We start from the raw sequence: 13334 nt of genomic DNA, 5'->3' as shown, positions 1-13334 counted from the left end.
TCAGGAGGCTATAGAATGAGTACTTCACAATGGAATACACCCGCTTCACTGAGAAGTTTACTGAACGAACTCGTTAGCTGGGACAGCCGCACGACTACGGATGGGGAATGCACGTTTTCTACACGCGTTGCGGAAAAACTGAAGACATTGACATATTTCACCCACCATCCCGAGCATTTGAAGCTCCATGACGCTGGTCTTGGAAGAAATTCCGTGCTTGCGCTTTACAAGAATCCTTCAGCCACAGATACGATTGTGCTGATCAGTCATTTCGATACCGTATGGACAGAAGAATACGGTGTAATGGAACCGCTTGCATTCCAACCTGAAGCGTTGACTGCCGCGCTCCACCAAGTGGCGGATGAACTTCCGGAGGATGCACGGAACGACTTATTGTCCGGTGACTACTTATTCGGGCGCGGCACGATGGACATGAAGATGGGATTAGCCCTCCACATGGCACTTATTGAAAAAGCGTCACTCGAACAGTGGCCGATCAATCTAGTGTTGCTGACCGTTCCGGATGAGGAAGTGAATTCAGCCGGGATGCGGACAGCTGTAGAAGAACTCGTCCGCATGCGTGACGTGTATGGCCTTTCTTACAAACTTTTCTTGAACAGTGAGCCGACATTTTCACAAGAACCTGGAGATCCTAAAGAGTATATCTATTCAGGGACGATTGGAAAAATCATGCCCGCTGCGTTGTTTTACGGAAAAGAAACCCACGTTGGTGAGCCGTTGAAAGGATTGACAGCAACGTATATCTCATCTTTTCTAGCTCAGCAGATGGAGTTCAATCCGTTGTTCAAAGAGACGAATTATGGAGAGACCACCCCTCTCCCCGTCTCGTTACAGCTGAAGGATCTGAAGACTTCCTATTCAACGCAAACGCCTTATCGTGCAGCTTCTTTATATAACGTATTTCTGATGGATCGCGATGCTTCAGAAATCATGCAGCTGTTTTCAGACGTTGCCCATCAAGCGATGGATGCTTGTAATGCATCGTATCAAAAGATTTGCGAACGGGAAGGAACCGAGCCAGTCGGTGAAGTTCGTGTGATGCGGTACGAGGAATTGTTGGAGTATGCACAATCTAAACTTGGTTCAGAGGCCGTTGAGTTAATTATCGGGACTGCAGTTCTTAATGAGGAATTGGACGATCGGGAGAAATGCTTCAAGATTACAGATGCGTTGCTGATCGAATGTCAAGAATTGACGCCTGCAACCGTGTTATTGTTTGCACCTCCCTACTATCCAGCCGTAAACACGTCAGAAGATCCTTTAGTCATCCGTTCCATAGAATTGATGAAGAAAACGGCAATGGAGTTAGGGACTCAGGTCGATCAAGTCCATTACTTCAACGGGATTTGTGATTTGAGTTATGTGCATTATACAGGGTCGGCAACCGGTTGGACCGCATACGAGCACAATACCCCTGTATGGGGGAAGACGTATAGTATTCCGTTTGAAGCAATGACGGAGTTGGATGCACCTGTACTCAATGTCGGACCGTTCGGTAAAGACGCCCATCAACGGACGGAGCGGCTTCATATGGAGAGTGCGTTTGTGCGTCTGCCGGTGATGCTGGAAGTTTTGGTGAAGAGTATGTGTTCGGTGGGAGAAATTGAGCACGCTATTTTATAAGTTAGTGAATGGATTTTTTACATCATTACTCCGTAAAAACCCTGTCTACTCCTCATTGAAGGCGTAGACAGGGTTTTTAGATTATGTTTTTACCGTCTCTTTATGCGCACCTATTTGGGCGGTTGCTTTCATCAAGAAGAAGCTGGCGATGAATCCGACGACTAGCAAGATAGAATCCAGACGCAAGGCTGCCAGTTTTGTCTGCAAGAAAACCTGTGATATAAAGTGACACAATAGATGCTGACATCTCAAAAGAAACGTCTCAAGGAGAGCACTACGTTTTTCTACAGGATGGACGGGTCATTCAACTATGTCTAACGGTAATACTGGATCATTCTCTATGTATCTGGAATAATTCCAACTTCTATTGGATACATCCGTACATGCTCGATCCACACATGTAAATATATAGGATCGTATATCTGTTACGACACTCACTATATAGGTTGCCATGGAAGCCGGGTCCACCCCATTGAATCGGCTTACTCCCTGTTTGATGGCATAGACCGTTTCTTTGGATGCAATGTCCTGATACTGTTTATTCCCCAGCACCATCATGGTCATTTCCCCTAAAATCACTTGGTCCTCAAAGTTAGGCGAGGACGAACGGGTGATATAGCGGTCGACGGCCAAATACAATACCGTGACGATGCTTGCAAATAATAAAAGGGATAGTATGAGCGTTGACTTTTTCATTGGATCACAACTCCTTTTAACAGGTTCATCATCGATTTCCTAGATACTCAAAAGTCATATCGATATTGTGCAGGCAATCGAATTTCGTTCCATGTTCTTTACTGTTGTTCCTTAGTCCCTTCTCGTAGCGAAACATAGCCGGATTTCTCCAACAGTCGCTGCCCTTCTTCTGACACCATCCAGTCGATGAACTGCTGAACATTTGGATTGTCCGTACCTGCTGTCACGGCATAAAACTCACGTACTAGCGGGTATTCACCTGAGCGGATCGAGTCGTTGGTCGGTGCCACTCCATCTATATTCAGCAGCTTGATTTTATGCTTTTCCACTAATTCCAACGTTGTGAATCGATGCGAAAATCCAAACGCATTTTTATAATTACGGTACTCTGCACGCTGCTGAACGATGCCGTAACCATCTTCAAACTCATCCTCGGTCGCGGGCTTCATCAGCGGTGTGCCGTCCATAAATTGTTCTAACGCCTTCTGACTCCTACTGTTGGTTTTCCGCTGATATGCAATGATCGGCTTATCCTGTCCGCTTACTTCTTTCCAGTTTTCGGTAGTCCCCCCATAGATCTCCCGGATTTGCTGACTCTTCAAGTTCTGTACCGGATTTTTTTCATTCACAAAAAATACGAATGCTTCTTTGCCAATCGGCGTCACTGTCAGTTCAAGCCCTGCTTCCTCCGCTTTTTTATATTGCCATTTCATAGGTGCAGTGGTGAAAATCAGATCTGCCTTCCCTTCAATCAAGTGAGTAAACGCATAGCCTCTGCTATCCTCCATAACAAGACCATCAGCCGTATACGCAGGATAGGCCCCTTCAGGATAAACAGCTTGGACAAAAGCCGCATACATGGGGTACAGCCACGTCTCGCCATCCAGTTTCGGCAACGGCTCCTGAAACTTCAACGATGCAGGTGTTTCAAGCTCTGCAAGTTTAGAATCAGCTCGGTACGGTTCGTAAAACATTGGATTCGCTTCCTCATCTACTGTCGGAATGCTTTCAGTGTATGCTTCCCGAATCGGCACGTAGCCAGTGATCGCAAGTGCGATACTTGCGATTCCAATGAAGGTGAAGATCCTCTTTCGCGTCGTGAAGAATTTGTATAAGGATAAGGAGACGGCCAAATATAAGACTGTCGGTAATACGATGATTAAAGGTATGAGATAAGCCGTTCCATTCATCATCGCAATGACGAAGGCAATAAAAGTTAGAAATACGAGTACAACGAGCAGCATTGCTGACAATAAAGCCGCCACCTCAATCCTCTCCTATCCAATGAAATTTTTGCTGTTGTGCCGCACTTTGAGTTATCATAATTCCTTTTCTAAAGATAGTTAACCGCCCATCCTCTGTTTTCTTCTCGAGTTGTTAAGCTTCCTCTTAAGAATGTAAAAGGTGATCATTCGAATACATCATTTGCAGGCAGCAAGTATAGGAAAAAATTATAGTTTAGGAGAGCGCAATTCCATACAAGCTCGCTGGCGTGGCACTAATTAGTGGTACCTATCGGAAATCCCCTTGCAGGAAAGCGATACTAAGGCAAATAACTTAGGGAACTAAGTTATTTTGAGCTCTCAACAAATACAGTTAATATACCTTTGAATCATTTAGTGTATTATTACACTATTAGTTCCTTTAGTCAATAAGTATATAGTTTACTTATTATGGAGAAGTCGCATTTACGCTCATCAGGCATGATTTTAATGACACTGGTAGTAGGTGAGACAGTGTTCTACGACATATCCATTGGTTGTCCGTCACTTGGAGCGAGTTCTCGTTCACCGAGTGCCCTTTACCCATCAACTCTTCGTATTTCTCCGACACGTAGCGGAATTTCTAGATAATGGGACACAATTCAACTGCTTTAAGGGATTAATTGGGTGCGCTTCGCTTGTTGAGGGAGGGCTATCTCACTGGATTAAGCGGTTTCCGCGTTCACCGACACATCTCATCGGTTGCCTTTCACCTGGGGAGAGTTCTCGATCACCTAGTGCCCTTTACCAATCAGCTCTTCGCATTTCTCCGACACGTAGCGGAATTTCTCGATAACGGGACACAATTCAGCTACTTTAAGGGATTATTTGGGTGCGCTTCGCTTGTTGAGGGAGGGCTAATCGCTTGGCCCAAGGCATTTCTGCGTTCACCGACACATCCCCCCGCTTGTCCATCACTTGATGGAAGTTCTCGTTCACCTAGTGCACTTTACCAATCAGCTCTTCTCATTTCTCCGACACGTAGCGGAATTTCTAGATAACGGGACACAATTCACCCAGTTAAAGAGATTAATTGGTAGCGCTTCGCTTGTTTAGGGATGGCTAGTCGCTTGGCCCATGCCGTTTCTGCTTTTCCCGACACATCCCACCGCTTGTCCATCACCTAATGAAAGTTCTCGATCACCTAATGCCCTTTACCAATCAGCTCTTCTCATTTCTCCGACACGCAGCAAAGTTTCTCGATAACAGCACACAACTTAGCCGAAACGATTGCACTGACCTCTAATGCAGACGCCCCCTTCTCCCCATCCCCCCGGCATATACTGCAGGGTACACCGAGGAGGCAAGGACTATGCAGTGGATGATGATACTTTTGCTAGGTGTCGCTGCCAACTTAGATAATTTAGGGATTGGATTGGCATACGGAATTCAAAAGACGAAGATCCCCCTTCGATCGAACGTCACCATCGCGCTTGTCTCGATGATTGTTACGTATTTCGCAATGGTCACGGGTGACAAGCTGTCGACTTATATTTCAGTTGGGACTGCGGATCTCATAGGCGGATTGTTGCTCTGCAGTATTGGTTTTTGGATGTTGCTTCAGCCGAAGCCTGTTCAACCGAATCCATTCGAAGACCCGGCTGTTGCGGATGTCGATGGCGACCGGATTATTTCCATTCGTGAAGCGCTTCCTCTCGGTTTCTTGTTGTCCGCGAATTGTCTGGCGGCGGGATTCGGGATGGGTGTTAGCGGGAGCTCCATGCTTGGCACGATATCCTCGGTCGGTTTCTTTTCTTTTATCACCATCGGCGCAAGCCATCAATTCGGAGAACTTCTTGCGCGTACTTGGATCGGGAAAACCCCTGGTGGCATTGCAGGTGGATTACTCATCGTGATCGGGTTCGTCGAAGTGTTTTTTTAACAGCGCCCCCTTGTTTCATCCCATACAAAAAGCTCGTATCCCTTACATCACTAAGGGTACGAGCTTTTTCAATGATCACTTTATGAAAGTTCATTAATACATCTTCGAATAAGAGTCCAATGGACGTTTTGCCGATATACTCCATCGAGCGTTCGTCTACATCGAACTTCGGTTGGTGATGCGGATAGACAGCTTGGATTTCAGGGTTTCTTCCGCCAGCGATGCTGTATGCAGATCATGGCCGTAATGCAATCGTTCTGCCAGGCCGGCCGCGGACAAACGTTCCTACCACACCGCGGTCGCCCACTTCTTAGTTCGACAGGTCGGGATGCTGGCGCAGCTCGCGTAGTATCGAGACTTGTTCAGGATACATTTTATCTACACGATAAAATGATGGTTTCAACATGAAACTTCCTCCTCAATTGTTACTAGGCCAGAAATAAACGAGCGCAATTAAGATGACGAACGGATGCGGTGCTTCCATTCTCCACTTTCCCTTAGAACTCATTGTTTTCTCTGACTTCCCTCCTCCCGATTCCCTCTATTTCATCACTAAGCAGTTTTATGCGGAGTCATCCACTGGTTCAAGTTTCCAAAGATATGAATAATCACTTATACAATTTCAACCTCCTACATCTCAGCAATCGATTTCATATACGTCACTACATGTAATAAAGGCATTCGAACTATAAGTATCATTATTTTAAACAAGTCTAACAATACTCATTAACGAATAAAAATCCACATTCACACGAGACTCAACACGCTGAAAATCAGCAACCTCTTTCCTCAAAACGGATGAATCCTCTGCAGCCTTCACCAATTCGTTGCAACAAAAAAACCCACTCGCCAATATCGGCAAATGGGAGAGCGAACTTTCAGCCTTTCTTCATAACTTCTTCATTAGCTGATTTGTAGAATGACACTGCCATCAAAATGATGATGAACGAAAAGGGCAATGCGGAAATGATGACGGTGTTTTGCAGGCCTTGCGTACCGCCGAAATACACCACGATCGCGGCAACAGCTGCTTGGATGATGCCCCATGCCAGTTTGACCGCTTGTGCGGGATTCGTCATGCCGTTTGTCGTAAACATCCCCAGCACAAATGTCGCAGAGTCTGCAGACGTGATGAAGAAAATCGCGATGACGATGATGGTGAGTATGGACATGAAATAGCCAAGGGGATATTGTTCAAGCATGCCGAATGTCATCGTCTCGAGGGACATGTCCGATAGAATAGACAGCCCTTTGTTTTCAACGTTAAGTGCAGAAACACCAAAAATGGAGAAGAATATGAAACAGACAAAGGAAGGGACTAGCAGCACACCGAGCAAAAACTCCTTGACTGTGCGGCCTTTTGAAATCCGGGCGATGAACGAACCGACAAACGGTGACCAGGAAATCCAGAACGCCCAATAGAACAGCGTCCAGTTGTTGATCCATTCACGGCCACTGGCACTTTGAGGTGCAGAACGGAAACTCATTTCCACGAGGTCGGTTATGTAACTGCCAAATGCATCCGTAAACATATTAAGAATATATAGTGTCGGACCAGCGATGAACAACATGATGAAAAGAATGATGGCGAGCGCCATATTGATATTACTCAAATACTTGATCCCTTTTCCGATTCCCGACCAGGCGGAGATCATGAAAAGTACCGTGGTAACAGACAGGATCAGAAGCTGCACAGCGAACGTTTCCGGTGTATCGAAGAGATAATTGAAGCCTCCGCTGATTTGTGCGGAACCGAAACCGAGTGCTGCTGCTACGCCGACAACAGTTGCCAGCACAGCCAAGACGTCCACCAACTTCCCCCACCAACCCGACATCCTTTTTTCTCCAAACAGCGGAATCATCGTCGAACTGATGAGACCTGGGTAGTTTTTGTGGAATTTGAAATAGGCAAGAGCCAAACCGACAATTGCGTAGACCGCCCACGCACTGATCCCCCAGTGCAAAAACGTGAACTTCAATGAGTCTTTAACGGCCACATCCGTGCCGATATCGGCAATTGGTGCTGATTTGAAGGCATATGTAATCGGCTCGGCTGTTGACCAAAAGACGACGCCGATTCCCATTCCTGCGCTAAAAAGCATAGCAAACCAAGAGAGTAAGCTGAATTCAGGTTGCGAATCCTGTTTCCCTAATTTCAGATGACCGAACTTGGAAAATATCAAATACAGGCAAAATACAACGATGCCTGCAACCAACCATAAATAATACCAGCCGAATGCTGTAGAAATGCTTCGAGTCAATGCTGTCGTGCTAGCTTCAAGCGTATCCGGAGACACTGTGCCCCAGGCAACTAATGCAAGACAGCCTGCCAATGAATACCAGAAAACCGGTGTTACTTGTTTCAATCGGATCACCCTAACCTGATTGCTCATTTTATGTACTAACGGATTGTACCCTCTTCCATCCGTTACAAACCTTAGCCACAAAAAAACGCATCCCCGGACATCTTATCCTCGTCCTAAACGATTGCACACGCATGTCGTCAATGGCTATAGATTACACGTTGTGATCTGTTTTGCACTTCACCCGAACCGTCGAAGCGCAGTCAATGTTTTTTGCCGATTCTCCAACAGTTCCGGATCTTCAAGTAAATGATAGGTCAGGACATCCAAGTAGAACAGGCTGGAGATTTGTGAGTTGATGAACTTTTCATCATCCAGAAAGACATGCGCTGAAATCAGCACACTTTCGTCAGCAAGTGCAGTCAGTTCAGCGGCATCATTTGTCGTAATTACAATGACACGTGCTCCTCCATCCTTCGCTTGCTGCGCAGCATCCAACACGCTTTGTGTTTTACCTGTATATGAAAAACACATGAACACATCATTCGCTCGAAGCAACGCACTTTTCATGACCATGGCATGGGCATCAGTGGCCACTGTTGAATTGATGCCCATCCGTTCGATTCGGCTGTTGAATTCCAGGGCAATCAGACCGGAATTGCCGATACCGCAAAACATTACACGCTCTGCACCGCTCAAGTCAGCTGCAATTCTATCGGTCTGTTGAGGATCGATGAATTGCTTGGTCGACGTAATGATTCTCTTATAATAATCGGAAATCAGATCCGCTTCCGCATCCGCTGCATGCGGTGCGTGCCGTTTTGCAAGCATGGCATACTTCATCTGTTGGAAAGTGGTGAACTGAATCCTTTTACAAAAACGGGTGATACTAGAAGGCGATACATCAATCTCATCCGCGAGATCTGTAATCGATTTCTTTTCAATGTTTTTCACGTTCAGCAAGTGTTCTGCGATTTTACGATCGTTATCGGTGAACTCCGCACTATGCTTTTGGAGGCGATTTTCAAAGTCCATAGTCCAAACCCTTTCACATCTTGGTTTTTCTTCCATCATAGCATAGCTTAAAATCGCCAACATCATTTTGAAAAAACAGAATCATGTATTGACAAGAGTGAAAGCGTTTGCTATTCTATTAAAAATATTTCCAGGAGGTGCAATCATTTTGAAAAACTTTTTCGGTAAAGCGCAACAGTTCGGTAAATCATTCATGCTGCCCATCGCGATTTTACCCGCTGCTGGTTTGCTGCTCGGTATCGGGGGCGCATTGTCCAATCCGAATACGATCAATTCATATCCTATTTTAGATCAATCTTTCCTACAAGCACTATTTACCATAATGAGCAGTGCGGGCAGTATTGTATTCGCCAATCTCCCGGTCATCTTTGCCGTCGGGATTGCCATTGGTCTTGCGCGTTCCGATAAAGGGACAGCCGCACTTGCAGCACTTGTCGGTTACTTAGTCATGAATGCAACCATCAATGCCATTTTGATCATTACCGATTCTCTTGCAACAGACAATCTATCTGCCGTCGGACAAGGAACCGCATTAGGCATCCAAACCCTGGAGATGGGTGTGTTCGGTGGTATTGTCGTCGGGATCATGGCAGGGATGCTGCATAACCGATTCAACAAAATCGAGCTTCCACAGTACTTAGGGTTCTTTGGAGGTTCCCGCTTCATACCAATCGTGACGGCGTTTTCTTCCATCATTCTCGGCGCGATCATGTATCTCGTCTGGCCACTATTCCAGAACCTGATTGCAGAAGCCGGAAATCTGGTCAATGCAACAGGTGTCATCGGGACGTTCTTATATGGATTCATCCTCCGTATGCTCGGTCCTTTCGGATTGCACCACATCTTCTACTTACCATTTTGGCAAACCGGTCTCGGTGGTTCACTTGAAATCGGAGGGCAACTTGTACAAGGGACACAAAACATCTTCTTTGCACAACTAAGTGATCCGACGACAGGTCGTTTCTATGAAGGGACATCCCGTTTCATGTCCGGCCGTTTCATTACGATGATGTTCGGTCTTCTAGGGGCAGCTCTTGCGATATATCATACAGCGAAGCCTGAGCACAAAAAGGTCGTTGGCGGACTCATGCTCTCTGCTGCATTGACTTCGTTCTTAACAGGAATTACAGAGCCTCTCGAGTTCTCATTCCTATTCATTGCACCTGTGTTGTACTTGATCCACGCCATTTTTGATGGACTCGCGTTCATGATGGCGGATATTTTCAACATTACGATCGGTCAGACATTCTCTGGTGGATTTATCGACTTCATCCTCTTCGGGGTGTTACAAGGCGAGGCGAAGACGAACTGGATGTACGTCATTCCGATCGGTATCGTTTGGTTCTTCCTGTACTACTTCACATTCAAGTTTTTGATACGCAAGTTCAACTTTAAAACACCTGGTCGTGAAGATGAGAAAGCCGTTGAACCTGCTGATGGTCAATCGTCCATCGATCCTCAAGCGAGCCGTCCGCATTCCATCATCGATGCACTTGGCGGTAAAGAAAACATTCTCGACCTCGATAATTGCGCGACCCGGCTGCGCGTGACGGTGAAGGACCCTGAGTTGGTTAAGAAAGAGGTTTTCCCGTCAACAGGCAGTAAAGGTGTCATTATGAATGGAACTGGTGTCCAAGTCGTATATGGTCCTCAAGTTTCTGTCGTGAAAAATGAGATCGAAGAAATTTTAGAGCAATAAGGAGGAATTCTATATGCATTTACCATCTGATTTGGTCGTCTCTTGCCAGGCACTCGAAGACGAACCGCTACACTCGTCCTTCATCATGAGTAAGCTTGCACTCGCCGCGTTCCAAGGCGGTGCAAAAGGGATTCGTGCCAATTCAAAAGAAGATATTCTAGCGATAAAGCAAGAAGTTCCGCTGCCTGTTATCGGCATTGTAAAGCGGAATTATCCGGGGTCGGACGTCTACATTACAGCAACACGCACTGAGGTGGATGAACTGCTCGCAAGCGGCTGCGAAGTGATTGCAATGGATGCCACACTTGCAGAGCGTCCAGCAGAATCCCTTCAGGAACTGGTTGAATACGTTCGGAAGACTGCACCTAACGTTGAACTCATGGCTGACATTGCGACCGTGGAAGAAGCGGTTCACGCAGAACAGATCGGCTTCGATTATATCGGTACGACATTACATGGCTATACCGCCAATACGAGTGGGCAAAAAGTGTATACCAATGATTTCGAATTCTTGAAAGAAGTATTGAACTCTGTAACCGCACCTGTTATTGCAGAAGGGAATATCGCGACACCCGACATGCTGAAACGCGTATTCGAGCTTGGGGTATATGCTGCAGTCGTCGGCGGCGCGATTACCCGTCCGCGTGATATCACCCGTACATTCGTTAATGAATTGCAAAACGTCCGCACACATTCTTGAACCGAAAAAGCCACCCTTTCGAGGGTGGCTTTTTGTGTTCCTGCTCATTTCAGCCAGCATAAAACCCCCTTCAAAGGATCAAGAAGGGGGCCGGGTACTCATCACTTCAACTGTAACTTTTCTTGTATCGCTTCCCACATGACTGCATAGCCTGCGCTCGTTGGATGCGGGCTCCTCGTTTCCATCAGATCCTCATAGGATTTGTCAGGATGCTGCGCCAAATAGGCATTCAGTGCATCGAAGTGCGATATGAACACATAGCCATTTTCATCACTTATCCGTTTTAACACGTTGTTGATACTCTCGGGTGCGAACTGGTAGTTTGCGATCGTATTCGTCGAAGGCGGCGGCGCCATCACGATCATCAGCTCCGATCGCTTCTCCACTTCACTGAGCAGCGTGCGGATCGTTTGCTCGTACTGATCTAGGCTACTATCAATACGGTCGTTCGTACCAAGCATGACAAAGACAACATCTTCTTCGGATGAAATAAGCTGATCCTTGCGCGTTAACAACCACTGCGCCGTTTTTCCGCTGATGCCTGCATTGAAGAATTCAATTTGACCATATTCCGGGCTGGCGATATACGAGCGGAACCGATTTGCCCAAGTATCCGCTGTATAGGAAGCTTCCCGATACGTCGATTTCCCGTCCTGTAAAATCACCCGACCGTTCGGAGGGATTGAAAACCCGTCACCGCCAGCACCAGCAGTAATACTATCGCCGATCAATTTGACGGCTTTCACATTCCCGCTGTTCAATTTATCAGCGAATTGGCTGTACGACTTCGGCATCGACTTCGTCAGCTTGTCCATTTCAGCACGATACACCAACACGGCAAACTCCCCACGTTTCAGTAAATCGTCTGTTCCAAAGTGTGTATCTGACTTCCCTCTAGTTATCCCGCTGGACACCAATCCTGCCACCGCGTCTAGATACCGGCTGTTGACGTCACGAAACGAAACGTTTGAAGGCTCCCCTTCTAAGGCGTACGCCTCTCCGTGACTCATCATGAGTGCCATCTCACCCCGTTTAATCGAATCCGCAAATCCGAAATAGGTATCGTTCTTTCCACGGACAATCCCTGCTTCTTTCAATGCTGCGATTGCCTGTTCTGCACGCGCAGGTACATCCGAAAACGCACCTGTTTCAGAAGGTCTCATCGGCAGCTCCAATGCGTTGGCCAATATGACGGCTGCACTGCCGCGTGTAATCGGCTCACCTGTACCAAAAAGAGTTGGTGATATTCCATTGGTATATTTCTTAGCTGTTAAGTAATTGACCGATTCCTTGTAAGCAGGTGAGACGTCCCGAAACCCATCCGCTTCCACCAGTCCTGGTGAAATGAATGACACGATCATCATCAGGATGATCAGTAGCGACCACTTGCGATAAGTTCTTGCTTCTCTCTTCAACATATTTCCCCCTGTAGTGCATTTGTGTTTTATATCGACCATAATTATACAGTTTGAATAGGTCGTGGAGCAATAAATCCAAGGAACATCTATGAATTTCAGGACAATTAGGAGAGTTCACTCAAGCCGCAGCATACACTTACAAAGACTTACAAATCTCTATAAAACGATGCTCCTAAAGAAGAGCTAAACCTTGCAAATAGAAAGATATAGACCTAAAGTCCTGTATACATTTCTTCATTTTATAGATAATATAGTCTTATCACGCAGTGGAGGTAAAACTAGATGAGCTGGTCAGTTCTCGGTATTTTTGTCCTTCTAGTCACATGGGGTTTTACAAAGTCAGTTACAATAGGAATCTTGTCACTTCTTACATGTGGCGCACTGTATGCAGGGGTTACATTTTTCAGGAATCACCAGAAACGGTTCGGCCAAACGAATCACTCCCAACGCCCGGCCCGTCAAGAGTTCTTAGCCAGCGAATTGAAGCGGCTCAAGGACTTAAGGGAATCAGGACTTCTTACCGAAGACGAGTTCACTGTTCAAAACAGACTCTTATCTTGCAGCAAACAGAGCACCTACATACAATCCTGATATAGATTCACATTTTCCCGAACCAGCCGCTGCCAGACGGCTGGTTTTTCTATGTTTTGTGACGTAACTAGAGGAGGATCCGATTTCTGCAGAAAAAACGCGAT

General features: G+C 46.3%; 11 protein-coding genes. 5 read left to right on the top strand and 6 right to left on the bottom strand.

The features are described 5' to 3' along the window. The first annotated feature begins 15 nt into the window (after window positions 1-15). The gene (locus ABE021_RS04335) at window positions 16-1644 is read left to right on the top strand and encodes a M20/M25/M40 family metallo-hydrolase (RefSeq protein ID WP_430287048.1); all 1629 of its coding nucleotides are present in this window, start codon (window positions 16-18) and stop codon (window positions 1642-1644) included. Window positions 1645-1725: 81 nt separating this feature from the next. Here the strand turns inward: ABE021_RS04335 and ABE021_RS04330 are convergent, their stop codons facing one another. The 3 genes from ABE021_RS04330 to ABE021_RS04320 all read right to left on the bottom strand — a co-directional run bounded on the left by ABE021_RS04330 (window position 1726) and on the right by ABE021_RS04320 (window position 3605). Then, a complete protein-coding gene (locus tag ABE021_RS04330) occupies window positions 1726-1851 on the bottom strand; it encodes a hypothetical protein (RefSeq protein WP_430287047.1) in 126 nt (41 codons plus the stop codon). Window positions 1852-1944: 93 nt separating this feature from the next. After that, window positions 1945-2340, bottom strand: coding sequence for a hypothetical protein (locus tag ABE021_RS04325; protein ID WP_430287046.1), 396 nt, complete (start codon window positions 2338-2340; stop codon window positions 1945-1947). 98 nt (window positions 2341-2438) lie between these two features. Continuing rightward, complete coding sequence (locus ABE021_RS04320; protein ID WP_430287045.1) at window positions 2439-3605, bottom strand: PstS family phosphate ABC transporter substrate-binding protein; 1167 nt, start codon at window positions 3603-3605, stop codon at window positions 2439-2441. A gap of 1264 nt (window positions 3606-4869) precedes the next feature. Between ABE021_RS04320 and ABE021_RS04315 the strand changes: the two genes are divergently transcribed. Continuing rightward, window positions 4870-5484 carry a manganese efflux pump gene (locus tag ABE021_RS04315; protein ID WP_430287163.1) on the top strand — a complete coding sequence of 205 codons (615 nt, stop codon included), beginning with the start codon at window positions 4870-4872 and terminating at the stop codon, window positions 5482-5484. A gap of 878 nt (window positions 5485-6362) precedes the next feature. Here the strand turns inward: ABE021_RS04315 and ABE021_RS04310 are convergent. Together ABE021_RS04310 and ABE021_RS04305 are read right to left on the bottom strand one after the other, a co-directional pair. Further along, a complete protein-coding gene (locus ABE021_RS04310) occupies window positions 6363-7850 on the bottom strand; it encodes a BCCT family transporter (RefSeq protein WP_430287044.1) in 1488 nt (495 codons plus the stop codon). A 177-nt stretch (window positions 7851-8027) separates the two neighbouring features. Then, complete coding sequence (locus ABE021_RS04305) at window positions 8028-8822, bottom strand: MurR/RpiR family transcriptional regulator (protein ID WP_430287043.1); 795 nt, start codon at window positions 8820-8822, stop codon at window positions 8028-8030. A 148-nt stretch (window positions 8823-8970) separates the two neighbouring features. On the opposite strand from ABE021_RS04305, the gene ptsG reads away from it, so the two are divergent. Both ptsG and ABE021_RS04295 read left to right on the top strand, forming a co-directional pair. Then, window positions 8971-10521 carry a glucose-specific PTS transporter subunit IIBC gene (gene ptsG, locus ABE021_RS04300; protein WP_430287041.1) on the top strand — a complete coding sequence of 517 codons (1551 nt, stop codon included), beginning with the start codon at window positions 8971-8973 and terminating at the stop codon, window positions 10519-10521. Window positions 10522-10534: 13 nt separating this feature from the next. Next, window positions 10535-11221 carry an N-acetylmannosamine-6-phosphate 2-epimerase gene (locus ABE021_RS04295; RefSeq protein WP_430287040.1) on the top strand — a complete coding sequence of 229 codons (687 nt, stop codon included), beginning with the start codon at window positions 10535-10537 and terminating at the stop codon, window positions 11219-11221. Window positions 11222-11322: 101 nt separating this feature from the next. Here ABE021_RS04295 and ABE021_RS04290 read toward each other — a convergent pair whose 3' ends face one another. Then, entirely contained in the window at window positions 11323-12636 is a 1314-nt protein-coding gene (locus tag ABE021_RS04290; RefSeq protein WP_430287038.1) for an S-layer homology domain-containing protein, read from the bottom strand. Between the two features lie 285 nt (window positions 12637-12921). Between ABE021_RS04290 and ABE021_RS04285 the strand changes: the two genes are divergently transcribed. Further along, window positions 12922-13230: an SHOCT domain-containing protein gene (locus ABE021_RS04285; protein ID WP_430287037.1), complete on the top strand. Its 309-nt coding sequence runs from the start codon at window positions 12922-12924 to the stop codon at window positions 13228-13230. The last annotated feature ends 104 nt before the right edge of the window (window positions 13231-13334 follow it).

Source organism: Sporosarcina gallistercoris (genome assembly GCF_050459885.1).
Classification (GTDB): domain Bacteria; phylum Bacillota; class Bacilli; order Bacillales_A; family Planococcaceae; genus Sporosarcina; species Sporosarcina gallistercoris_A.
This window is presented reverse-complemented; position numbering and strand designations above follow the sequence as displayed.

Excerpts from the sequence above, each read along its gene's own strand:
- ABE021_RS04295 (WP_430287040.1), top strand. The coding sequence starts at position 10,535 with ATGCATTTACCATCTGATTTGGTCGTCTCTTGCCAGGCACTCGAAGAC.
- ABE021_RS04305 (WP_430287043.1), bottom strand. The coding sequence starts at position 8,822 with ATGGACTTTGAAAATCGCCTCCAAAAGCATAGTGCGGAGTTCACCGAT.
- ABE021_RS04335 (WP_430287048.1), top strand. The coding sequence starts at position 16 with ATGAGTACTTCACAATGGAATACACCCGCTTCACTGAGAAGTTTACTG.
- ABE021_RS04325 (WP_430287046.1), bottom strand. The coding sequence starts at position 2,340 with ATGAAAAAGTCAACGCTCATACTATCCCTTTTATTATTTGCAAGCATC.
- ABE021_RS04285 (WP_430287037.1), top strand. The coding sequence starts at position 12,922 with ATGAGCTGGTCAGTTCTCGGTATTTTTGTCCTTCTAGTCACATGGGGT.